Source organism: Peribacillus sp. YIM B13472 (genome assembly GCF_042788005.1).
GTDB classification, from domain to species: domain Bacteria; phylum Bacillota; class Bacilli; order Bacillales; family DSM-1321; genus Peribacillus; species Peribacillus simplex_E.
This window is the reverse complement of the sequence record NZ_JBHZPG010000001.1, coordinates 338,910-362,287: the sequence shown is the minus strand read 5'-3', so window position 1 is coordinate 362,287 and position 23,378 is coordinate 338,910. Positions and strand designations below refer to the sequence as shown.

General features: G+C 42.0%; 20 protein-coding genes. 11 read left to right on the top strand and 9 right to left on the bottom strand.

The genetic code is table 11. From position 1 onward, the window contains the following. Positions 1-589 precede the first annotated feature (589 nt). The gene (locus tag ACFX4I_RS01750) at positions 590-742 is read left to right on the top strand and encodes a hypothetical protein (protein ID WP_377418711.1); all 153 of its coding nucleotides are present in this window, start codon (positions 590-592) and stop codon (positions 740-742) included. A gap of 258 nt (positions 743-1,000) precedes the next feature. Here the strand turns inward: ACFX4I_RS01750 and ACFX4I_RS01745 are convergent, their stop codons facing one another. Continuing rightward, positions 1,001-1,372: a YhjD family protein gene (locus ACFX4I_RS01745; RefSeq protein ID WP_230300926.1), complete on the bottom strand. Its 372-nt coding sequence runs from the start codon at positions 1,370-1,372 to the stop codon at positions 1,001-1,003. Positions 1,373-1,664: 292 nt separating this feature from the next. Between ACFX4I_RS01745 and ACFX4I_RS01740 the strand changes: the two genes are divergently transcribed. The 5 genes from ACFX4I_RS01740 (at position 1,665) to trpB (ending at position 11,583) form a co-directional block, all read left to right on the top strand. Then, positions 1,665-2,279 (top strand): TVP38/TMEM64 family protein, encoded by a 615-nt coding sequence (locus ACFX4I_RS01740; protein WP_230300925.1) that lies wholly within the window; start codon positions 1,665-1,667, stop codon positions 2,277-2,279. A gap of 33 nt (positions 2,280-2,312) precedes the next feature. Next, on the top strand, positions 2,313-2,876 hold the full coding sequence (gene lepB / locus ACFX4I_RS01735; protein ID WP_230300924.1) for a signal peptidase I: 564 nt from the start codon (positions 2,313-2,315) through the stop codon (positions 2,874-2,876). 189 nt (positions 2,877-3,065) lie between these two features. Further along, entirely contained in the window at positions 3,066-6,563 is a 3,498-nt protein-coding gene (addB, locus tag ACFX4I_RS01730) for a helicase-exonuclease AddAB subunit AddB (RefSeq protein WP_377418707.1), read from the top strand. Beyond that, a complete protein-coding gene (addA, locus tag ACFX4I_RS01725) occupies positions 6,556-10,290 on the top strand; it encodes a helicase-exonuclease AddAB subunit AddA (protein WP_377418704.1) in 3,735 nt (1,244 codons plus the stop codon). Before addB ends, addA begins: the two co-directional genes overlap by 8 nt. A gap of 129 nt (positions 10,291-10,419) precedes the next feature. After that, a complete protein-coding gene (gene trpB, locus ACFX4I_RS01720) occupies positions 10,420-11,583 on the top strand; it encodes a tryptophan synthase subunit beta (RefSeq protein ID WP_377418701.1) in 1,164 nt (387 codons plus the stop codon). Positions 11,584-11,629: 46 nt separating this feature from the next. Here the strand turns inward: trpB and ACFX4I_RS01715 are convergent, their stop codons facing one another. The 6 genes from ACFX4I_RS01715 to ACFX4I_RS01690 all read right to left on the bottom strand — a co-directional run bounded on the left by ACFX4I_RS01715 (position 11,630) and on the right by ACFX4I_RS01690 (position 13,596). Beyond that, positions 11,630-11,848, bottom strand: coding sequence for a spore germination protein (locus ACFX4I_RS01715; protein WP_057275823.1), 219 nt, complete (start codon positions 11,846-11,848; stop codon positions 11,630-11,632). Between the two features lie 54 nt (positions 11,849-11,902). Continuing rightward, positions 11,903-12,277 carry a spore germination protein GerPE gene (locus tag ACFX4I_RS01710; protein WP_377418698.1) on the bottom strand — a complete coding sequence of 125 codons (375 nt, stop codon included), beginning with the start codon at positions 12,275-12,277 and terminating at the stop codon, positions 11,903-11,905. Between the two features lie 5 nt (positions 12,278-12,282). Further along, positions 12,283-12,462 (bottom strand): spore gernimation protein GerPD, encoded by a 180-nt coding sequence (locus tag ACFX4I_RS01705; RefSeq protein ID WP_230300919.1) that lies wholly within the window; start codon positions 12,460-12,462, stop codon positions 12,283-12,285. Continuing rightward, on the bottom strand, positions 12,452-13,063 hold the full coding sequence (gerPC, locus tag ACFX4I_RS01700) for a spore germination protein GerPC (RefSeq protein WP_377418695.1): 612 nt from the start codon (positions 13,061-13,063) through the stop codon (positions 12,452-12,454). The genes ACFX4I_RS01705 and gerPC overlap by 11 nt, the downstream gene beginning before the upstream one ends. An 83-nt stretch (positions 13,064-13,146) precedes the next feature. Next, positions 13,147-13,353 carry a spore germination protein GerPB gene (locus tag ACFX4I_RS01695; protein WP_377418692.1) on the bottom strand — a complete coding sequence of 69 codons (207 nt, stop codon included), beginning with the start codon at positions 13,351-13,353 and terminating at the stop codon, positions 13,147-13,149. A 21-nt stretch (positions 13,354-13,374) separates the two neighbouring features. Then, positions 13,375-13,596 carry a spore germination protein gene (locus ACFX4I_RS01690; protein ID WP_230300916.1) on the bottom strand — a complete coding sequence of 74 codons (222 nt, stop codon included), beginning with the start codon at positions 13,594-13,596 and terminating at the stop codon, positions 13,375-13,377. 223 nt (positions 13,597-13,819) lie between these two features. On the opposite strand from ACFX4I_RS01690, the gene ACFX4I_RS01685 reads away from it, so the two are divergent. From ACFX4I_RS01685 to ACFX4I_RS01670, 4 genes are all read left to right on the top strand, one after another. Further along, positions 13,820-15,412, top strand: a complete 1,593-nt coding sequence (locus tag ACFX4I_RS01685; protein ID WP_377418689.1) for a long-chain-fatty-acid--CoA ligase — start codon at positions 13,820-13,822, stop codon at positions 15,410-15,412. 319 nt (positions 15,413-15,731) lie between these two features. Then, a complete protein-coding gene (locus tag ACFX4I_RS01680) occupies positions 15,732-17,006 on the top strand; it encodes an MFS transporter (protein WP_377418686.1) in 1,275 nt (424 codons plus the stop codon). A gap of 41 nt (positions 17,007-17,047) precedes the next feature. Then, the gene (locus ACFX4I_RS01675; protein WP_377418683.1) at positions 17,048-18,229 is read left to right on the top strand and encodes a DUF418 domain-containing protein; all 1,182 of its coding nucleotides are present in this window, start codon (positions 17,048-17,050) and stop codon (positions 18,227-18,229) included. A gap of 134 nt (positions 18,230-18,363) precedes the next feature. Continuing rightward, a complete protein-coding gene (locus ACFX4I_RS01670) occupies positions 18,364-18,708 on the top strand; it encodes a YisL family protein (RefSeq protein WP_230303885.1) in 345 nt (114 codons plus the stop codon). Between the two features lie 57 nt (positions 18,709-18,765). On the opposite strand, the gene ACFX4I_RS01665 is transcribed toward ACFX4I_RS01670, so the two are convergent. Further along, a complete protein-coding gene (locus ACFX4I_RS01665; protein ID WP_076367203.1) occupies positions 18,766-19,332 on the bottom strand; it encodes a DUF2777 domain-containing protein in 567 nt (188 codons plus the stop codon). 283 nt (positions 19,333-19,615) lie between these two features. Here ACFX4I_RS01665 and asnB point away from each other — a divergent pair, with 283 nt between their 5' ends. Then, on the top strand, positions 19,616-21,463 hold the full coding sequence (asnB, locus tag ACFX4I_RS01660; protein ID WP_283932670.1) for an asparagine synthase (glutamine-hydrolyzing): 1,848 nt from the start codon (positions 19,616-19,618) through the stop codon (positions 21,461-21,463). 44 nt (positions 21,464-21,507) lie between these two features. On the opposite strand, the gene ACFX4I_RS01655 is transcribed toward asnB, so the two are convergent. Next, positions 21,508-23,262: a glycoside hydrolase family 13 protein gene (locus ACFX4I_RS01655; RefSeq protein WP_377418680.1), complete on the bottom strand. Its 1,755-nt coding sequence runs from the start codon at positions 23,260-23,262 to the stop codon at positions 21,508-21,510. Positions 23,263-23,378 lie beyond the last annotated feature (116 nt).

The following is a 23,378-nucleotide window of genomic DNA, read 5'->3' as shown; positions in this document are numbered from 1 at the left end:
TAGGCGAAAATTCAAAGGGAATTTCAAAAGGGTTTCAGAATTTTTTAATTCCGAACCCCTTTTGTCTACAAACTGAACCATGCAAATAAAACATTTGCATGGTTTTTATAAGAAATAAGGGGTTGGGGAAACTTTTCATTGATCAAACAATGGGATATAAGTTTGTTAATGAATCACTTCATAATGCATAATATAATAGACATCCCACGATGTATCCATCATTTTTGTTCAGTGTTTCACAAATATTTCACGAATGGTTCTTATTTTTTTGGCTGGTAATATAATACTTTTTATATCAATTGATGGTTACAAGTAGATGATAGTAGGTATGGATATGCAATTAATAATCTTTTGCAAAAACATTATACAGACTCTAAAATGATTGTTATTGGATAATGGTTATTATACGAGCCCGACCTATTATTCGTTAAGGACTGTGTCCTTAAATCGTTCAGTGCAAATCATGAGTGATGTGTGACATTATTCGGCGGGTAATGATATTGGTTACTTTAGCATTGATTTGTCGAAGCACCTCTTTCAAGATAACTGTTTTCCTAACTTTCTCATCAATATGATGAGTGCTCTTGCTTTGATGAGGGTGGAAACGATCATAACGGGTGTCACTCCAACCTTGGCGAAGGAACATGTTAATAACTTTGATTTAAAGAATCTCAAAACTAAAATGGTTAAGGATATTCAATATGCACTTGATTACATAGGTTATGCCTTGATCGAAAAGTGATATTTCATGGCGCTAAATCCATGTTTGAACTCGCCAATTATATTATGATTATGGAATATTCATACAGGTGAATGGAGGTAAGAAAGTCCTATCGATCTTGATCATCAAAAATTGACCTCCCGTAACTTTATGAAGCAGGAAAGGTGGGATGCGTTGTTAATGGACATACATACTTACAACGAAGGGCATCTGTATCCTTCCCGAAATGCTCTAAACACCTATATTTCACAAACATATAGTGGTGATGCCTGAAATCCGCTAATTCCTTGAACGGTGTTTTTTTTCGAAAAAGTAATAACATAACAAATCTTCGGTTTTGTTGCGAAGGCGGGGATTGAAATAATTATGATGTTCCTCGTATCCTTTATATAAAAAACAATACATCGTGAAGGATTCATCGCGTTTGATTTCACTAACCTTAATATTCTCCTTGCGCAAATATCGCCTTACCTCGGCAAGTTCGTCTTGAACCACTTTTAAAATATGTTCGACTAGCTCCGAATAGGGCCTTTTTAATTTAAACGGACTAATTTCGATGACCTTGAGATCCCGGTTTAAGACTGTTATAACCATAGGGAGGTAGATGGCTTTTTCAATCATATTTCGGTCATCTTCTGGAATGCGGGTCATCTTGACCGCTCCTTTCTAATAGCACGGTTTTTAATATTAGTATGTATACCATGTAAAAAAAAAGAACATTTGTTCTGTTTTTTTTATCCTAATGTATTTTCAGTGTATATGCAAGCGGTTTTGATAAATCTAGAAATATTCGTTAACAAGATTATGTTTTCCGGAGTTAGGGAAAGTATGAAGGTATATGGATAATAATTCTTGCAATTTCAGGGGAAAGTGATATATCTAAAATAAACAGTTTTTAATAAGTTTATGCTGCTTTGATAGCAGCATGTCGAGGGAGATAATTATGGATTTGGATACTATTCGTGAGTGGTTTACACTTGATCATATATCTGCACTTATTCAGCAATATCGCTCATTCGGTCCAATTCCTGGGATCTTACTGCCGATGCTGGAAGCTTTTTTGCCCTTTTTGCCTTTAGTGGTGTTCGTGCTTGCTAACGCAACGGCTTTTGGTCTCTGGTGGGGCTTTTTATTTTCTTGGATTGGTGCGGTAGCGGGTTCTTTTTTGATCTTTTGGATTATTAGAAGATATGGTCAAATGAGGTTTTTCCGATTTTTGCAAAAGCATAAACAGGTGCAGAGGTTGATGGTTTGGGTGGAAAGCCATGGATTCGGTCCTTTATTCATATTGCTCTGCTTCCCTTTTACACCTTCGGCCATCGTTAATATCGTGGCAGGACTTTCAAAAGTCAGTCCCTTGCAATATGGACTTGCAGTAGTGGGAGGGAAAGCGGTGATGATCTTTACGATCAGCTTCGTAGGTTACGATTTAGTATCCTTAATTCATAAACCTGTGCGTACGATCATTATCGGGATCGTCATCTTTATCCTATGGTTTGTGGGGAAAAGACTTGAAGTCCGGTTAAATAAAAGCATGAAGAGGGAAGATGGACAATAAATTAGTATATAAATGCAGTAGGGGTTGAACTTGATGGAAAAAACAAACAAGAATTCTTTATCCGATTGGATAAAACCAGCGATGATAGCTTTTGTTATTTACATCTTAATCCGTACATTTTTCTTTTCAAGCTATGATGTTGAAGGGAAGTCGATGCAGCCGACCCTAGAAGATGGAAATAAACTTGTCGTGAATAAAATCAATTACCAGATTCATGATATCAACCGTTTTGACATTATTGTTTTTCATGCGAATTCACAAGAAGATTATGTTAAGCGAGTTATAGGGATTGCAGGTGACCAAATTCGTTATAAAGATGATTGGCTTTACGTAAATGGTGAGAAAGTGGATGAGCCTTATCTTGAGAAATTCAAGGAAGGTTTCCCGGGACAGGACTTTACAGGTGATTTCACATTAAAAGAATTGACGGATGTGACCAAAGTTCCGGAGGGCAAGCTTTTTGTCATGGGTGATAATCGTCTTGAAAGTGCTGACAGCCGTCACTTTGGTTATATACCGGTTGAAAATGTTGTCGGTAAAGTGGATGTTCGATATTGGCCGGTCAAAGAATTCAATTATAAATTTACAGGTGAATGATCATGGAAGCCCCAAATTATGTGGGCTTTTTCTTTTGGGAAAAAACGCGAACGTACGATTGGTGTTTTTTAAAGGGAAACGTTAAAATAATAGAAAGTAAATCTAATTGGAAACAGAAACCTAGTCATGGTGACTAAAGTATTTCTGGTATGATGGATCTAGATATTATGTTGTAAGGGGGAAAAAGAGATGTCACTCCATTTTTTACTGGGAAGATCGGGTGCAGGGAAAACTTCGAATATATTGGACGAAATTCGCTCCAAATTGGCAGAAGATCCCGAAGGAAATCCAATTATCTACCTCGTTCCTGATCAGATGACGTTTCTATCTGAATATAAATTAATTAAAACACCAGGCCTTGCCGGAATGATCCGGACACAGGTTTTTAGTTTTAGTAGGCTTGCTTGGCGCGTTCTTCAGGAGACCGGGGGGATGAGCCGGCTGCATTTGGACAGCGTTGGCGTTAATATGTTGATACGGAAGATCATGGATGATAAAAAGGAAGAGTTAAAGATGTTTCGTCGTTCTGCTGATAAGCAGGGGTTCATTGCACAGATGGAGCTAATGCTGGCTGAGTTCAAGCAGTATTGCATCCAACCTGATGACATTCAAAACTATTTGACCGACACCTCACAGACCGGCAGCGGCATTCAGGATAAACTGCATGATCTTGAATTGGTCTATCAGGCTTTTGAGGATGAAATGGTTAACAAATATTTAGATTCCGAAGACTACTTCACTTTGCTGATCGAGAAAATGGCGGATTCTTCCTATATAAGGGATGCGGATATTTATATCGATGGTTTTTATAGTTTGACTCCACAGGAATTATTGATTGTGGAAGAAATGATCAAGCTGTGCAGGAGTGTAACGATCTCGCTGACGTTAGATCAGCCCTACAGACAATATGCTCCGGATGATTTGCAGTTGTTCAGGCAAACGGGAAATCTATATCATCACCTTTATCAGGCTGGATTGAGGAATGGCATACCGATTTCAGAAGATCGAATCTTAAAAGGAACGGAAAGGTTTGGAAAGAGCCCGGGACTGAATCATCTGGAAACACATTTTTCCATTCGACCTGCCAAAGCGTTTGAGCAGTCGCCAGATGTAACGATCGCCCAGGCAGTTAACCGCAGAGCCGAGATTGAAGGAGTTGCCCGGGACATCTTGTCGTTGGTCAGACAGAAACAGCACCGTTTCAGTGATATTGCGATTTTAGTCCGGAATGGAGAAGCGTACGCAGATATTTTACAAACCGTTTTTCGGGATTATCAAATTCCTTTGTTCGTCGATTCCAAACGGACGATGCTGAATCATCCTTTGATTGAGCTGATTCGTTCCACTTTGGAGATCATCAATGGCTATTGGCGATATGAGCCGGTATTTCGTGCGATCAAGACGGAGCTTCTATTTCCGCTGCAAAATAACCACGATAGAATGCGCGAACAGGTAGATAAGCTGGAAAACTATGTGCTGGCCCGTGGCATTAAAGGAAGCAGGTGGACGTCCAAAGATCGTTGGTCCTACCGGCGCTTCCGCGGACTGGAACTCGAGGACCGGAATCAAACGGATAAGGAAATGCAGCTTGAGCAAGAGTTGAATGAGATGAAGCAATTATTTACCGAGCCCATCTTGAAGCTCTCAAAACGTGTTAAAAAGGCTGTTAATGGCAGGGAATTGTGTGAAGCCCTTTATCTATATCTTGAAGAATTGCATGTACCGGAAAAATTGGAAAAGCTGAAACAAGAGGCAGAAGAAGCAGGTGATTTGGTATCGGCAAGAGAGCATGAGCAAACATGGAATGCAGTTGTCGACCTATTGGATCAATTCGTTGAACTGCTGAGCGGGGAAGAGCTTTCCATGAAACAGTTTGCAGTTATCATTGAAGCTGGTCTGGAGTCTCTTGAATTTTCTTTGGTACCGCCGGCAATTGACCAAGTATTGGTCGCTAATCTAGACTTATCCCGCCTGGATGATGTGAAGACAGCTTTTGTTATCGGCCTGAACGAAGGGGTTCTGCCAGGAAAAGCTGTATCTGACGGGATATTTTCAGATAGTGATCGTGAGGTGCTGCTGGCTGGTGGACTTGATGTTGCCCCAAGCACAAAAGTGCGCCTGCTGGATGAGGAGTTTACAGCGTACAAAGCATTTACTACGCCTGCTGAGGCCCTTTATTTATCATATCCGCTTGCCGATGAGGAAGGAAAGGCACTTTTACCCTCATCTTATTTGAAACGGATAAGGGACGTATTGCCCAACGTGTCCGATGTGTATTATATGAACGATCCGTCCGATCTGCCTGCTGAGGAACAGGTGAAATATGCTGCAAATCATAATGTGGCCCTATCGTACCTGGCTGCCCAATTGCAGCTGAAAAAAAGGAACTATCCAATCCATTCACTATGGTGGGATGTATATAATGCCATTATGGGTGATGAAATGGCCGGTCCTTCAGCAACTAAGGTTTTATCGAGCCTATTTTATCAAAATAGAACAAAGAAATTATCTGAGGAAACAAGTAAGCAATTATACGGTGAAAGCATTCTTACAAGTGTATCCCGGATGGAAATGTTCAATAGCTGCCCGTTTTCCCATTATGCCGCTCATGGCTTGAAATTGCGGGAACGGCAAATTTTCCGTTTGGATGCCCCGGATATAGGCGAGATGTTCCATGGCGCGTTGAAAATGATTTCCGATTATTTAAAGGAACATGATATTCCTTGGTCTGCATTGACCCCGGAACAATGCTTGGAGCTGGCCAGAATTGCTGTGGAGAGACTTGCTCCTAAACTCCAAAATCAGATTTTGTTAAGTACGAACCGCCATCACTATTTACGCAGGAAACTGGAACACGTGATTGGGCGGGCCTCGATCGTATTAAGTGAACATGCAAAGGTGAGCGGTTTTGCCCCAGTCGGATTAGAACTTGGATTCGGAAAAAATGGCGAGCTTCCTCCACTTTCTTTTACATTGAAAAACGGTACGAAGATGGAATTGATCGGGCGGATCGACCGCGTGGATAAAGCGGAAGAAGATGAGGGTGTCTATTTGCGTGTGCTTGATTATAAGTCGAGTGAAAAGGAACTGAACATGAGTGAAGTGTATTATGGACTCGCGCTGCAAATGTTGACATACCTAGATATCGTCGTAACCCATTCCAAGTCGCTTATAGGAAAAGAAGCGATTCCAGCCGGCGTTTTGTATTTTCATGTGCATAATCCCGTTGTCAAATCAAAGGGAATGCTCAGTTTGGATAAAATTGAAGAAGAAATTTATAAAAGTTTTAAAATGAATGGACTTGTACTAGATCATTCAAATGTCATTCAGATGATGGATACCTCGCTTGATATTGAAAATTCGGGTAAGTCGGATATCATTCCAGCTGGTTTTAAAAAGGACGGATCGCTCCTTGCGGCTTCCAAAGTTGCCAGCAGGGAAGAGTTTTCGCTTCTGAATCATCATGTGCGCCGTATTTATCAGGAGGCCGGTGATCGAATGGTCGATGGTGATGTGGATATAACGCCATATAAATTAAAGGAAAAAACGCCGTGTACCTTCTGTTCCTTTAAATCTGTATGCCAATTCGACCAGTCACTGGAGGAAAATCAATTCAGGAATTTGGTACAGAAGAAACAAAATGACGTTCTTGAGCTATTAAGGGGGGAGGGAGAGAACGATGAGTAAAACGAAAATTCCTGCTCTGCCAGGAGACGTGACTTGGACGGAAGATCAATGGAAGGCGATATGGGCTAAAGATCAGGATATTCTGGTTGCGGCCGCTGCAGGTTCAGGGAAAACAGCGGTGCTGGTCAACCGGATCATCCAAAAAGTCATTTCCGAAGAAGATCCAATCGATGTTGATGAACTGCTCGTCGTTACATTCACCAATGCCTCGGCTGCCGAGATGCGCCATCGGGTAAGTGAGGCATTAGAAAAAGCGATCAATGACAATCCGCATTCACAGCATTTGCGTAAGCAGTTGAGCTTGATTAATCGTGCTTCGATTTCCACACTGCATTCCTTTTGTTTAGAGGTGATCAGGAAGTATTATTATCTGACGGATATCGACCCGGGCTTCCGGATTGCAGATTCTACGGAGATCCAGCTGCTCCGTGATGAAGTGATGGAAGAGCTTTTCGAGGAGCAGTATGGCCAAAGTGATAATGAAGAATTCTTTAATTTGGTTGATGCTTTCACTAGCGATCGAAACGATGATGCGCTTCAGAATATCGTTCGATCGCTTCATGATTTTTCGCAATCGAATCCAGATCCGGCCCGATGGCTCGATGGTGCTGCTAGCATGTATGAGTTGGCAGATGATGATGGGATTGATGATCTTTCGTTTATCGATTCATTGAAGTTCGATATTGGTTTACAATTGGCTACTTCTAGGGACTTATTGGAACGCTCGCTTGCGTTGACAAAAATCCCTGGGGGGCCGGCACCAAGGGCTGAGAACTATATAGCTGATCTTGCCCTGGTTGCTAAACTTTCGGAAGTTAAGGATCAATCCTGGAACGCTCTATATGAAGAAATCCAAAATGTGAAATTTGGAACGGCAAAACGCCTTACTGGTGGAGATTTTATCAAAGAAGTTACGGATGAGGCTACCAAGTATCGTGATAAGGCGAAGAAGATCATCAAATCGTTACAGGAAGAGTTATTTTCCCGTAAACCGGAAAGCTATTTGCGGGATATAAGGGAGCTCAAGGGCTATGTCGATACACTTGTAATGCTTGTTAAACAGTTTGAAGATCGATTTTTTGCTGCAAAAGCAGAAAAGAACTTGGTGGATTTCGCCGATTTGGAACATTATTGTCTTCAAATTTTGACAGGGGAAACTGTGGATGGTGAACGAAAACCTTCAGCCGCAGCCGTAGAATACAGGAACCAGTTCAAAGAGGTACTCGTAGATGAGTATCAGGATACGAACCTTGTTCAGGAATCCATCTTAAAACTGGTGACGGCTGACGGCGAATATAATGGGAATCTTTTCATGGTTGGTGATGTCAAGCAGTCCATTTACCGGTTCAGGCTTGCGGAACCGAATCTCTTCCTTGGAAAATACACACGTTTTACTCATGATGGTGTTGATTCCGGACTGAAAATTGATTTAAACCGCAATTTCCGGAGCCGTAAGGAAGTTCTCGACGGGACCAATTTCTTGTTTCAACAGTTGATGGGCATTACAGTCGGTGAGATTGATTATGATGAAGATGCCCAATTGAAAAAAGGTGCCCCATATCCCGAAGAAGATCCAAATCCAATCGAACTCCATTTAATTGATGGAACAGCCGATCCGGAAGCTCATTCGGAAACGGAAGGATCGGATGGCGGGTTTGAAGCCGAGGAGCTTGAAAAAGCACAGCTTGAAGCAAGGCAGATGGCCAAGCTTATTAAAAAGGCTATAAGCGAAAAGCATCGGATATATGATACGAAAACCAAAAAGTATCGATCTGCGACTTATCGAGACATGGTCATTCTTCTTCGTTCGATGCCATGGGCACCGCAAATCATGGAGGAATTTAAAAAGCAGGGAATTCCAGTATATGCTAATTTATCGACTGGGTATTTTGAAGCGACCGAAGTGGCCATCATGATTTCCTTATTGAAGGTGATAGATAACCCGCAACAGGATATCCCATTGGCATCCGTTCTCCGTTCACCTATCGTGGGGCTGGATGAAGAAGAGATGTCACAGGTGCGTTTATTCCATACAGGAAGCTATTACGAAGCGCTAGCTGATTTTTACAGAAAGAGTGACCCGGAAGAACATCCGGGGCTTTATGAAAAAGCCTCTGCTTTTTATAAAAAACTAGTGAAGTGGAGGAAGCTTGCCAGGCAGGAAGCATTATCAGATTTGATTTGGCTACTATACCGCGAAACGCAGTTTTATGATTTTGCAGGTGGGATGCCGGGTGGCAAACAGCGTCAGGCCAATTTAAGAGCACTGTATGACAGGGCAAGGCAATATGAAGCAAGTTCTTTCCGCGGTCTGTTCCGTTTCTTGCGTTTTATAGAAAGGATGCAAGAACGTGGGGATGATTTAGGGGCAGCTCGGGCTTTAGGGGAACAGGAAGATGTAGTCCGGCTGATGACGATTCACTCCTCAAAGGGGCTTGAGTTCCCGATCGTGTTCATTGCCGGCCTTTCCAAGCAATTCAATATGATGGATTTACGCAAGCCGTATTTACTGGATAAGGATTATGGCTTTGCGGCAAAGTATGTGAATTCCGAATTACGGATAACTTATCCATCCCTCCCTCAATTGGCTTTCAAGAAAAAAAAGCAGCTTGAATTAATTGCAGAGGAGATGCGTGTCCTCTACGTGGCGCTTACAAGGGCTAAGGAGAAACTTTATTTGATTGCCAGTATCAATGATGCTGAAAAAACGAAGCAGAACTGGGAAAGTAATGCGGCACATGGAGAGTGGCTATTGAAGGACTATGTACGGGCAGGTGCAAAAAGTTATCTTGATTGGATTGGTCCATCCCTTGTCCGACATCGGGATTCTCTTGGTGCTGCAAGTCTTGGTTTGGAAATGGAGTCGCATCCATCGAATTGGTCCATTTCCGTCATTCCAAGTGAAGAGCTTGCTGTTCTGGATGAGGAAGAGGCACTGGTTCAAGAGCAAATGCTTAATCATGTCCAGAAATCGGAGAAGGTCGGTATCGTTTCCGAGTTTTATGATGATATCAAGGAACAGCTGGATTGGGAGTACCCAGAGCATGATGCGACCGTGTATCGTTCCAAGCAATCCGTTTCTGAACTAAAACGTCAATATGAACTCAAGGACGAGCAAAGCTCCACAGAGTTGTTGCGTAAATTTAAGCGTCCTATCACGAAGCGGCCGACTTTCATGCAAGAAAAGTCACTGACTCCTGCTGAAAGGGGTACGATTACACATTTAGTCATGCAGCATATTGATCTATCTAAGGAGATTACCATTCAATCGATTCAGGATCTGATCGTTGACTTGATTCAACGCGAGTTGTTGATGGAGGAACAGAAAGAAGCTGTGGACCCTGAGACGATCGTCGATTTCTTTGACAGTGAAATCGGGCAAAGAATGCAGAGGGCCGTGAGCATTCGCCGTGAAGTGCCATTTACGATGTCGTTGCCTGCAAAGGAAGCTTACAGCGATTGGGCAGCTGGGGATGAAGAGATCCTTATCCAAGGTGTGATTGATTGTATCTTTGAGGATGAACAAGGTCTTGTGCTTCTCGATTATAAAACGGATACGATCACTGGCCGTTTTGCTAGCGGGTATGAAGGGGCTAAAGAGATTCTTGCCGATAGATACCGGATGCAGCTTCAGCTTTATACGAGGGCTGTTGAAGGGATAATGAATAAGAAGGTAACCGGCCGTTATTTGTTTTTCTTTGACGGATCGCATTTATTGGAAGTATAAGAGAGAAGGAGTGTCCCATTGATGTGGGACGCTTCTTTTTGGTTGAATAAACAGAATAGTTTGAAAAAGTATAAATACTTACTATATACTAGTGGAGAAAAATACCTTTTTAAAGGAGTAGAGAAGAGTATGACGAGTGAGATCAAGAGCAAGGGATACTTTGGTGAGTTCGGTGGAAGCTTTGTACCGGGTGAACTTCAGGAAGTAATGGATATTTTGGAAGCGGAATTTTTGAAATATAAGGATGACCCGGAATTCATTGAGGAGTTTCAATATTATTTGAAAGAATATGTCGGACGCGAAAACCCGTTAACACTTGCAAAGAATTTAACGAAAAAGGTTGGCGGGGCAAAAATATACTTGAAGCGTGAAGATCTGAATCATACAGGTGCTCACAAAATCAATAATGCGATCGGACAAATCCTGCTCGCCAAACGGATGGGTGCTAAACGCATCATTGCAGAAACTGGAGCTGGGCAGCATGGTGTGGCGACTGCGACTTCATGTGCGATGTTTGGCATGGAGTGTGTGATCTATATGGGTAAGCTGGATACGGAGAGGCAGACTTTGAATGTCTTTCGGATGGAATTGTTGGGGGCAAAAGTCGTAGCGGTCGAAAAGGGACAGGGTCGATTGAAGGATGCCGTTGATGAGGCATTGAATGATTTGGTGCAAAACTATGAAAATACTTTTTACTTACTTGGTTCAGCAGTGGGACCACACCCCTATCCTACGATCGTTAAGCATTTCCAATCAATTATAAGTGAAGAATCAAAGCGCCAGATCCTTGAAAAGGAAGGGAAAATGCCAACTGCCATCATAGCTTGTGCAGGAGGGGGAAGTAATGCGATAGGTGCTTTTGCTCATTATATTGATGAAGACAATGTCCGTTTAATTGGTGTAGAGCCAATTGAAGCCCCAAGTATTTCGCAAGGTGTCCCGGCAGTATTGCACGGATTCAAAAGTTTGACGTTAGTGGACGAGCAAGGGGAACCAAAACCGACATTTTCCATAGCAGCAGGTTTGGATTACCCAAGCGTGGGACCCGAGCATAGTTTTTTGAAAGATAGCGGACGGGCGGAGTATGTGACGGTAAAAGGGGAAGAAGCTCTTGAGGCATTTCAGGTATTATCCAAAACAGAGGGGATCATTCCAGCTCTCGAAAGCTCACATGCTCTAGCTTACGCCATGAAGCTCGCAAAAGAGTTGACAAGAGATGATATACTGATCGTCAATTTATCAGGCAGGGGAGACAAAGATGTAGAGCAAGTATTTAACATGTTAGAAAAATAGGCCGAATTTAAAAAGCCTCCCTGGAAATGGGAGGCTTTTTCTTTGACTAATTATTCCCTGTAATGGGCTGGTCGACCCCATTGACATCAAGGACATTGCTTCCATTCAGGCCATTGGCCGTAAAAACGATTGCAGCTGTGTTCCCTGAACCGGATCCGGTAACCGTTTTGGAGGAAGACTTAGGGGAAATGACGGCGCAATCACCGAATAACAGGTTTCCTTGCGCGACATTAAATACTTGAACTGGGCCGATAATGGCGGGCATATGAACCCCTCCTTTAAAAGTTTAAGTGTTGTTGGTTGAATCGTCGATTGGCGTCTATTCGCTTTTTTTAGGAACCTCCCGAATATGTTTCACTCTTGATTCCATACGTGCATGGCCTACGTTCCCCACACCAACCAAAGATGAGGCTGATATCCCGATTATATTGATATTGCCGACCCGTATGAAGGGATTCGGATTTGAAAAACTTGATATGACTGGTTCATTCAATCTTGGGATATACAATGGTTTCTTAAAAATGTCATAGTCTTCGAAATGAATATCCACTGAATGGAAAGTTTCACTTTTCTTTTGGACCGCTAAAGCCAGGGAATTTCCGTCAATATATGAAGTATCCCCGATTTGCAGGGTGGAGCTGAGTGATAACGTGTCGGATAATATAGATTTTACTTTTGATATTCTTGAAAACATGTAATCTATCCTTTTGGAGTAAGCGGGACAAAGGGCCCGATGATCAGGGATTCCGGCGGGGTATCGAATGCTGAGGATAGTTGGACCGTTTGCACATCCCCTATGAGAAATAAAGCAGAGCTTGCTACACCGGTAATTTTAATATCTCCTACACAAAGCTGGTGATTGGTTACATTAAACTCCATTTGGATTTCCTCCTGTCTCGGCTTGTGAATGGGCAATGAATTGTAATAATGCAGTTTGAATATCGGATTTTACCTTTTCCCTGATCTTTTCCTTGATATTATCCCTTTGCTGCGGAGCACGTTCCGCGTACGAAAGATTATCGAAATACATATTGATTCGTTGATGCAGCTGGCGTTCGACGTCCTGCCTAATGAAGTCATGATAAGAGGGTTCCAATGATATTTTCAGTTGGTTTTCCGCATCGTTAATCATATTTTCCAAGTCTGAAAGGATATCGTTGTGAATTTCCTGGACGATGATTTCCCTGCCTGGAAATAGGTTAGGGGCAGGCTGAACAGGTTGGTTGTTGACGGCAAATTCATCTATGTTGTTAAGGTCAGTTGGATTTAAACCGATATTCAATGTTCCATCTAGAGATTCGACTTTTAACTGATCGAATTTATATTCAATTTTATCTACATGGATTGGCGGTTTATTTTTCAGCTCGGCAAGTTCATCTGTCAGGCGTTTGAGTTCGTGTTCAAGTTTCATGATCCGTTTATCCTGGGCTTCAAGAAAACGCTGCATTTGTATGGAATATGAATATAGATCCTGATTCACGATTCAACACCTCACCTTCACAATAAGTTAATTTCATATATGACAGTATATGAAAAAGTTGGATGTAGGTGAATGCCTATGAACTAGGAGGTTGTAAATGGGACGAAACTGGCTGATGGGATTACATCAGCTTCAATTTGTGGAGCAGGCCCAGTGAATCCACCGGTATTGGCTAATGTGGAATATGGTTTAATCACCCCGGCACTTCCTATTTGAAAAACGGATGAATTGGCGATGCTTTCAATTTTTATCATATTGATTTGTATGGTCTGGTGAATATTGAAGATCATGCTGACTCCTTTCTTAAAACATTAGAGATTTAAGACCAGTGGCTGATCGACACCATCTGTATCATTTGTATTTGTGGTGCTGTAGGCATTATAAAGGGATATGGATTCACCCGTATTAAACGAGCCAGCACCTGAATACGTTTTTGAAGTGGAATATGGACTAATTTTAAAGACGTCACCAATATGGACAATTCCACTGCTACCGACGTTGATGACTTGAACGACTCCTACGATGGCCGGCAAGAAAATCACCCTTTTTTATTCTGGTTTTTCCCTTGAATTTCAGGCCATGGGCCTATCACTGAAGGGAGTTTCAATGTATTGTATGTTGACTAATGATTGATGTGATTCATCTGCCTACCGATATATTGTTATATAACAACGGTGGATATTATTGAAAGATAGATAACAGATATGGTAATATAATGCTAATTCTGAATATTCAAATAAAATCAGGGGTGAGGAAATGAATGTACCATTAGTATTATCGCATTTCTTGGATCGAGCAGCCTTACTATATGGCCATAAGAAAGCCATCATTGGAGATGACAAGGTTTTAACATACTTAGAGCTGAAGGGCCGTGTAAACCAGCTTTCATATGGTTTAAGGGACTTTGGAGTCAAAAAGGGTGAAAAGGTGGCATATTTGGCACCCAACTCAATTGAAATGCTTGAAGGCTTTTATGGGGTCTTTCAGCTTGGGGCAGTAATCGTTCCATTGAATATCCGTTTGAAGCCTGCTGATTATGTATTCATTTTGAACCATAGCGAGTCAAAGGTCCTTTTCGTAGATCAAGAATTGTATCATCTAATTTCCCCTGTCAAGGATGAACTTGAATCGGTGGAGCACATAATCGTTCATTATAAAAATGAAGAGATAAATGAAACCGATTACAACCATTGGCTGGAACGTTATGATAACAAATGCTTCAACCGGGAGTCCGTGGATGAAAATGATGTTTCGAGTCTCCTTTATACTAGCGGGACCACAGGAAATCCCAAAGGGGTGATGCTGACTCACCGCAACAACTATTTGCATGCCCTGGGCGCGATGCATCATTTCAGGGTCAATGACCGCGATACATATTTGCATGTACTGCCGATGTTCCACGTGAATGGGTGGGGTGCCCCATTTTATTATACGGCAAATGGTGCCACTCAAGTTTGTTTGAGGAAAACCAGCCCCGAAATGATATTTGATGCACTGCAAAAGCATAAGGTTTCCATAATGCATATGGCACCAACGGTTCTGAATTCACTGTTTCAATATTATGAACGGAATGTTCCGAATATCGAGCAGGGTATCCGAATCGTCGTTGCGGGTTCCGCACCGCCTCCTGCATTCGTTACAAGGGTGGAAAAAGAGTTAGGCTGGGAATTCATTCAAATTTACGGAATGACTGAATCAACACCGGTTAGTCTGATATCGCTGATTCGTTCTGAATTCGATGATCTTTCGGAAAAAGAAAAATACAGAATGAAGGCGAAAGCAGGATATCCCATCATAGGCAGTGAGGTGCGGGTCATCCATGACAATGGTGAGGAAGTGGCCCATGATGGCGTGGATATCGGGGAGCTCATCGTCCGCAGTCATGGAGTGATGTTAGGTTATTGGAAAAATGAAGAAGCGACCAGCCAGACTTTGAGAAATGGATGGCTGCATACAGGGGATATGGCCACAATCGATGAAAATGGAAATGTTGATATCGTTGACCGCAAAAAGGATATCATCATTAGTGGCGGAGAAAATATCTCTTCCATAGAAGTGGAAGGAGTACTCTACGAACATCCGGAAATTCTTGAAGCGGCAGTCATTGCCGTTCCCCATGAAAAGTGGGGAGAGACGCCGCATGCCTTCATTGTGCTAAAAACGGGAGTGGAATTAACGGAGGATGATATAAAGGCCTTCACACGGGAAAAACTAGCTCATTTCAAATCAGTTACCAGTGTGTCGTTCGTCGATGAGCTTCCAAAAACGGCATCGGGGAAAATACAAAAAATCCATCTCCGTAATGATTACTGGGAATCTAAGGGAAAAACAGGCAGATTCGTTAATTGATGCCTCGCTAACGCTGTTCATAAATGATCAGCGTTTTTCTGTTTCCCTTTAAATTCGCTTTCATATTAGGCTATAAAGATATCGATCCTGTTGAAATGGAGATTGAGGGGGACACTGATCTGTTTCCATTTGTAAATGCAGCCCAAGGAACTCATGCCATTGTTGGATAAGGATGGTCATTCAAGAGCACTGGAATTTGTTTCGATAAAAAGCTTCCTGTTTAACGATAAAGTGTTACTATTATAAAATATTTCAAATTATTATAATTTTTATTTTTCATCATGTTGATTCTAAGAGCTTTAGATTGTGGGGGAGAGCATTGAAACGTATTCATTATAGCTGGGTTATTTTAATCATAACCTTCTTCTCGATTATTGTAGCGGGAATCGTTAGGTCATCATCGGGAGTATTCATCGTACCATTTGAAAGTGAGTTCGGGTGGGACCGGTCCGTCATTTCTTTAGCCTTCGCCATAAGTCTTTTTCTTTATGGATTATCGGGCCCATTCATGGCCGCTCTAATTGAAGTGCTTGGATTGAAGAAAATGATGGTATTGGCCATGTCCACTTTATTGGCAGGGATTTTCCTCACTTTTTTCATGGAGCATGAGTGGCAGCTCATTTTAATTTGGGGAATGATCATTGGATTGGGTTCTGGAGTGTTTTTAACGGTATTGAGCCCATATGTGGCAAATCGTTGGTTCGAGAAAAGGCGTGGGCTGGCGGTTGGGATACTGACGGCAAGTACAGCCACAGGCCAGCTCATTTTACTTCCAGTTTTAGCCATCATCATTGAGAATTATTCATGGAGATGGGCGATTGGATTAATATTGATCCTTAGCTTGATCATGCTGGCAATCATTCTTTTATTCATGAAAAACAATCCGATGGAAGTTGGCACTCTTCCATATGGATTAGAAGAGGAAAGTCAGGAGGCTGTTATAGTCCAAAAGATGAACCCCATCGCCATGGCTTTTCAGTCATTGATTGAAGCAGTGAGAGTGAAGGAATTCTGGTTATTGGCAGGAAGCTTTTTTATATGCGGACTTTCAACGAGCGGATTGATCGGCACACATTTCATTTCTTACTGCATTAGTTTTGGTTTACCGGTTGTGACGGCAGCATCACTGCTATCTTTCATGGGGATCTTTGATTTGATTGGTACGACTGTATCCGGGTGGTTATCAGATCGTTTTGATAACCGTTGGCTGTTATTTTGGTATTACGCTCTAAGGGGTGCTTCCCTCGTATTGCTTCCTTTTGCGCTAAATGAAGGCTCAATCGGTCTATTGATCATCTTCTCCGTTTTTTATGGTTTGGATTGGATAGCCACCGTTCCTCCGACCATAAGCATTTCAAGGCAAGTGTTTGGCGTGGAGAAAAGCGGGATTGTATACGGGTGGATATTCGCGGCCCATCAGGTGGGTGCAGCAGTGGCGGCGTACGGTGGAGGGCTTATCTTCAAAATATTCAATTCCTATACATGGGCATTCTTCCTTGCAGGAATCTTTTGCTTATTGGGCAGCTTGTTTGTCATACTGATAAAAAAGCAAAAAGCGGTCACGAAAGTTAAAGATGATGTAATGGAGTTATAGAAAAGATGTTAAATCTGTATGGATGAAAGAGGGTGTACCCTATGAAGGGCACAATGGTACCATTACAGGAAAGTAAACGAATCGTAAGCATCGATGTTTTACGTGGATTAGCCATTTTAGGTATTTTTTTAGTGAATATGCCTTCTTTCCACTCTCCGCTCTTGTACATAGATGGTGCCGAGCGGTGGTCCGAGGGATGGGACAGGAGTTTGTACAGATTCAGTGATATTGTCGCACAGGCCAGCTTTTATCCGTTATTCGCCTTTCTGTTCGGTTTCGGGGCAATCATACTAGCTGTAAGGACTGAAGAAAAGGGTATTTCATTTCCTTTACTATTTATGAAAAGGCTAAGTTTCCTGCTGATACTTGGGTGCATTCATGCTTTTTTCATCTGGCATGGGGATATCCTCATTAATTATGCTGTATTTGGGTTTGCATTTTTATTTTTTTATAAAATGAAGGGCAGGAATTTAATTCTGCTAGGCTCGGTTTGTTATGTCCTGCCTTTTGCGATATTGGGTTCGCTATTTCTTATATTGGGCATTTTTGATAGGGAATGGATGGCAATACCGACTGATTCGGCGATGATGAAACAGTCTTTGGAAGTTTATCAATCTGGTACATTTACTGACATAATGAGTCAAAGGGCACTGGATTGGTATATGGTGAACAACCCTTTTAATGCCATTATCCTTTTTTTATCGATTTTTCCGTTTTTTTTAATTGGAGCAGGCGTTGCAAAACAAGGCATTCTCCAAAATCCAACCCAATATAAACGACAATTGAAAATGATTTCGATTGTAAGCTTGCTATTGGGCATGTCAATTAAGATTCTGCCATATGTGACGGTTTACCATTTTGGTACGATATTCGTGCAGGATTATTTGGGAGGGCCGTTACTTACGATTTTTTATATCACGGCAATCGTGCTTTTGGCGGAACATGCAGGGCCTTTCCGCCTCTTACACCCGCTTTCGTATATCGGAAGGATGTCGATGAGCAATTATTTGTTCCAATCAATGGTATGTACGGCCATTTTTTATTCATATGGCCTTGGTTTATATGGATTAGTCTCATATACGACAGGATTTGTTTTCTTAATAGCCCTGTTTTGCCTGCAAATTCTGCTTTCCTTATTGTGGATGGGGCTGTTTAAATACGGACCGGTTGAATATATATGGCGTTTGGTTACATATGGTAAAAAGCCGGTTATGCGTAGGTAGGGACCTATTAAGAATAAATGTAAATGATGTTCATTAAATTGTTGGTTTTTACCCACTCAGGTAGATCCTTAGTTTTGTTTTTTTGTAAAAGCCTATGATATGATGAAATGGAAACTGAACGAGGGGGCAAAACAATGACTACACATATGCATATTACGGCTTGGGTTATCGGAATCATTCTTTTCTTTGTCACATATTCGATGCTTAAAGGTGGAAATCCGAAAGCGAAAATGCTACATATGATAACGCGGTTGTTCTATCTATTGATTTTCCTGACTGGCGGTATGCTGATCACTGATTTTGGTGCTTACGCAGTAAAGATGATTGTCGGAATCATCGTGATTGCGGCGATGGAAATGGTGCTGGTCCGTACGAAAAAAGGAAAAAGCACAAGTGCCATGTGGATATTGTTCATCGTAGCGCTTGTATTCGTCCTTTATTTAGGGCTTTCGCTGCCACAAGGAATGGACTTTTTTTAATACAGAATTGAAGACGGGTAAATGAGGAAATCTCATTTACCCGTTTTCTTTTACCCATTATTGTGAATTCACTTTCTCAATGACGATTCTTTTTCCAGTGTTCAGGGTGAATTCAAAACGATCGTGATCCTTTTTCCCATAAGAAAAGTGGTGCTGGACGAGGCATATTTGGCTCTCGTTATCAAAGGTGAAGAAATTCACGCCTGACTGATTAGGGACGGCTCTTAAAAAAGTGAGCTGGTTATAGCTATATATACAATCATAAATAGAAAAATCAAGTGAATTCAAGGTCGTTACAAATTGGAAAAAGGAATCGTCGTTCAATTCTTCCAATAATCGTTCAAAAGAGTAAAGCAGTTTTTTGCGGATCCGAATGGGCTCATTTTCCCTTAAGAAGGTGATTTCCCGGTGAAGCAGGATTTTCCCCTCTTCTTCAACTACTCCTTGCTGCCAGCGCCCACCCCTGTACACTTCAATGATGCTATCAACGTGGTCTTCAATGGAGCAGGCCTCATCTGTTTCATCATCGAAAAAAATCCATTGTTGATTGATATTTTCCACTGTTCCTTCGGTAAAAGCTCTTGTTTGCCTGTTCATTAACTTGATTCGTTGTTGCTGACTCATACATATACCTCCAATAGTGGAATCCTCACCTACTTTTTAGTCAAAATCCAGTGAAAATATAACTGTATATTTTAAAATATTATGGACAAATAACCATCTTTCCGTCTTTGCATAGGCTATGTTTAAACACGGGATGCTTTGCTCAACAATTCATTAACAACGCCGGGCGATGTGGGCAGGGTAGTCCTACGGAATTGGGGATCGATACTTAGGGACTGTAAATCTTTTTTAAGACAGGGAGCCAATATTTTTGATAGTCCGGATAGAAAGGGTGAAGTGTAAAATGTGTGGGATAACAGGCTGGGTGCATTTTCAAAAAGATTTACGGACAAAAACGAAAACACTGGAAAACATGACAAAAACGTTGGCAAAGCGGGGGCCAGACGAAGAAAATGTTTGGAGCGAAGCCCATGTTGCCTTTGGTCATAAACGGTTAACGGTTGTCGATGCGGAAGGCGGAAAACAGCCGATGACGAAAAATCACGAAAACAGCAGATATACACTTTGTTATAATGGTGAGCTATATAACACCGAGGATATTCGTAAACAGCTATTATTAAAAGGATATTCCTTTAACGGTCATTCTGATACAGAAGTTTTACTAACTTCTTATATAGAATGGAAAGAAAAATGCATTGACTTGTTCAATGGGATTTTTGCATTTGCGATTTGGGATGAAAAGGAACAGAAATTATTCGTTGGAAGAGATCGCATGGGGGTAAAACCATTCTTTTACGCGGAAAGGGACGGCGGGTTCATTTTCGGATCGGAGCTTAAGGCGATTCTGGCCCATCCGGATGTTAAAACGGAGATTGACCGGGAAGGGTTGTCTGAAGTTTTTGGTGTTGGTCCATCCCGAAAGCCAGGTTCAGGCGTATTTCATAATATCCAGGAATTAAGGCCTGCCCATGCGCTTACCTTATCAAGGAAAGGCCTCCGGATTTGGAGATATTGGAATGTGAAAAGCGAAGAACATCGGGATACTCTTGATGAGACGGCCGAGAAGGTTCGCTGCCTTGTTGAAGATGCAGTCACACGGCAACTTGTATCAGATGTTCCGCTTTGTACCTTCTTATCGGGGGGGCTTGACTCAAGCGCGATAACAGCCATTGCGGCAAACGCCTATCAAAAAGAAGGAAAAGGCCAGCTTCATACGTATTCCATCGATTATGAAGATAATGAGCGTTATTTTAAGGCAAATGATTTTCAGCCTAACTCTGATGGGTATTGGATTAAAAAGATGTCGGATACCTTTAACACGGTTCACCATTCATCGATCATCACTCAAGAGCAGTTGACGGATTATTTAACGGAAGCTGTCCTTGTAAGGGACCTCCCAGGCATGGCGGATGTCGATTCTTCTTTACTTTGGTTTTGTAAGGAAATCAAGCGGGATTTTGTCGTAGGCCTATCCGGCGAATGTGCGGACGAAATTTTTGGCGGTTATCCTTGGTTTCATCGTGAGGATGATTTGAATCGTGCTGGTTTTCCATGGATGAGATCGACTGGGGAGCGGGTATCTTTATTAAAAACGGAATGGCGCGAGAAATTGAAGCTGGAGGAATTTGCGCAGGAAGCTTATTTGACCACCCTTGCCGAAACGCCTAAATTGGAAGGGGAAAGCGGTGTGGCAGCAAAGCGGAGAGAGCTTTTCTATTTGAATTTATCATGGTTCATGACGACGCTCCTTGACCGGAAGGACCGGATGAGTATGGGTGCAAGTCTAGAGGTGCGCGTGCCATTTGCCGACCATCGCCTTGTTGAATATGCATGGAACATTCCTTGGGAAATGAAAATGGAAGGCAACCGTGAAAAGGGTATTCTAAGGAAAGCGTTGGAGGGGCTGTTACCTGATGAGGTATTGTATCGTAAAAAAAGTCCATATCCAAAAACCCATAACCCTATATATACAGACAGTGTGCAGGCGTGGTTGAAAGACTTACTTACGGATAAAAATTCGGTCCTGCATGAGTTTTTCGATAAACAGAAGCTAACCGATATAGTAGATTCCAAGGGTGCCGCTTTTAAAGTGCCGTGGTTCGGGCAATTGATGTCAGGTCCACAGTTGCTCGCTCACTTGGCACAAACCCATGTATGGTTCAAAGAATATGATATCCAAATAATCGATTGAAAAAAACGGGGCGGATGAGTTTCATTGCCCCGTTTTTCATTGCCTCAATGATTGAATGCGAGAATTTTATATTGATAACCACCCAATTCAAAGTTACCAACTTGTGTGGTTTCTTTTGTTCTTAAATCGGTTAGTGTACGTCCTTTCAAATCAAAAGGGAGTGTAAAGGATTGCTGGACATCCGTCGGATTGATGAGGATCACGACAGAACGTTCTCCATTATACTTTTGGTAGGCCACGATATTTTCGTTACCGGCTGTATCAAGGAATTTGAACTTTCCGTCATTGGCAAGTAACCTTTCTTCTTTTCGCAAGAGGATCAATGTTTTAATTTCATTGAAAAGCTCGGTATTTTGTTTTTCTTCTTCCCAAACCATGCATTTTCGGCACCCTGGATCCATGCCTCCGGTTAAGCCGATTTCATCTCCATAGTATATACAAGGGCTGCCATTGAATGTCAAAAGGATTGCGTGGATGAGCTTGGCACGAGCTAGATCTTCCCCGCAATCCGTGAAAATCCGCGGTGTATCATGGCTTCCAAGAAGGTTGAATGTCACGTCAAAAACATTGGTAGGATAACTGTGATAGATGGCTGTCATTTCTTCTGTGAACTCGCGTGCATTGATGGTTTGTGAAGCGACCAAGCGAAAAACTTGGTTGGTAAACGGGTAATTCATGACCGCATCGAACTGATCGCCGCGAAGCCATGGCATCGAGTCATGCCAAATTTCCCCAAGAATATAAAGGTCAGGCTTTATATTTTTCACCGTTGTTCGAAATTCACGCCAGAATGGCTGATCGACTTCATTTGCCACATCAAGCCTCCAGGCGTCTATATCGAACTCCTTGATCCAATAAGCCGAGACCTCAAGCAGATATTCTTTCACCTCCGGATTCGCAGTATTCAATTTTGGCATCGATTCAAAAAAGCCGAATGTTTCATAATTGGGCATTTCCCCTCCTTTAAGAGGAAAACTGTGTGGGTGGAACCAATCCTTATATTTCGATTTCTCCCCTTTTTCGAGTAAATCCTGAAAAGGGGGGAAATAGTAGCCGCTATGGTTAAAAACGGCATCAAGCATAACCCGGATATTCCGTTTGTGACATTCATTTATTAGTGTTTTCAACGTTTCCTTCGTTCCGAATTGCGGATCGATACTCCGATAATCAATCGTATCGTATTTATGATTGGAGTAGGCATGGAAGATTGGTGTGAAATAAATTCCATTGATGCCGAGATTCTCTAGGTAATCCAAATGTTCAATGATTCCTTCGAAGTCCCCGCCAAAAAAATTATCCACGGCCGGATCTTCACTTCCCCAGGGTTTCACATCTTCCGGATCATTGTCGGGGTTTCCGTTCGCGAATCGTTCAGGGAAAATTTGATACCAAATTGTATCTTTGACCCATTCCGGTGCCCCGAAAACTTCATTTTGATGTAGATAGGGTATCGCGAAATAGCTCCCGGGATCTCTGGGGGCTTCATTAAAGAACCCCTTTTCCGTATAAATGGCACTTTCATCTTCTGAGGAGACCTTGAACCCATATCGAATTCTTCGGTAGGGAGGCTTCACATAAATATGCCAATAATCATAACGGTTATCGCTGCCTGATAAACTCATGGGAAGTTCTTCGTACTGCCACTGACCATCATTATCTGAAATGTATGGATCCCCAAAAATCAATCCAGCTGAGGAGATATCTTGTTTTTTCGTACGTAGGCGGATATGTAAGGTTTCAGTGTTGATGGGATAGCCGTAATTGTCATTAGGTCTATGGTGTATGGATGAAAATTCCATTATAAAACCACTCCAATTCTATAAGTATTTGGGGATGTGAAAAAGGGAAACTTCCGGCTGTTTATGAGGGGGTCTCTATGTAGTTGCACTAAGCCAGTTAAGTGTTTTTTTTCAAT

Bases quoted from the DNA above. Each gene is read 5' to 3' on its own strand.
- ACFX4I_RS01740 (WP_230300925.1), top strand. From the start codon at position 1,665: ATGGATTTGGATACTATTCGTGAGTGGTTTACACTTGATCATATATCT.
- ACFX4I_RS01655 (WP_377418680.1), bottom strand. From the start codon at position 23,262: ATGGAATTTTCATCCATACACCATAGACCTAATGACAATTACGGCTAT.
- ACFX4I_RS01685 (WP_377418689.1), top strand. From the start codon at position 13,820: ATGAATGTACCATTAGTATTATCGCATTTCTTGGATCGAGCAGCCTTA.
- addA (WP_377418704.1), top strand. From the start codon at position 6,556: ATGAGTAAAACGAAAATTCCTGCTCTGCCAGGAGACGTGACTTGGACG.
- addB (WP_377418707.1), top strand. From the start codon at position 3,066: ATGTCACTCCATTTTTTACTGGGAAGATCGGGTGCAGGGAAAACTTCG.
- ACFX4I_RS01745 (WP_230300926.1), bottom strand. From the start codon at position 1,372: ATGACCCGCATTCCAGAAGATGACCGAAATATGATTGAAAAAGCCATC.
- trpB (WP_377418701.1), top strand. From the start codon at position 10,420: ATGACGAGTGAGATCAAGAGCAAGGGATACTTTGGTGAGTTCGGTGGA.
- lepB (WP_230300924.1), top strand. From the start codon at position 2,313: ATGGAAAAAACAAACAAGAATTCTTTATCCGATTGGATAAAACCAGCG.
- ACFX4I_RS01695 (WP_377418692.1), bottom strand. From the start codon at position 13,353: ATGATCTTCAATATTCACCAGACCATACAAATCAATATGATAAAAATT.
- asnB (WP_283932670.1), top strand. From the start codon at position 19,616: ATGTGTGGGATAACAGGCTGGGTGCATTTTCAAAAAGATTTACGGACA.
- ACFX4I_RS01665 (WP_076367203.1), bottom strand. From the start codon at position 19,332: ATGAGTCAGCAACAACGAATCAAGTTAATGAACAGGCAAACAAGAGCT.
- ACFX4I_RS01670 (WP_230303885.1), top strand. From the start codon at position 18,364: ATGACTACACATATGCATATTACGGCTTGGGTTATCGGAATCATTCTT.
- ACFX4I_RS01710 (WP_377418698.1), bottom strand. From the start codon at position 12,277: ATGTTTTCAAGAATATCAAAAGTAAAATCTATATTATCCGACACGTTA.
- ACFX4I_RS01715 (WP_057275823.1), bottom strand. From the start codon at position 11,848: ATGCCCGCCATTATCGGCCCAGTTCAAGTATTTAATGTCGCGCAAGGA.
- ACFX4I_RS01675 (WP_377418683.1), top strand. From the start codon at position 17,048: ATGAAGGGCACAATGGTACCATTACAGGAAAGTAAACGAATCGTAAGC.
- ACFX4I_RS01705 (WP_230300919.1), bottom strand. From the start codon at position 12,462: ATGGAGTTTAATGTAACCAATCACCAGCTTTGTGTAGGAGATATTAAA.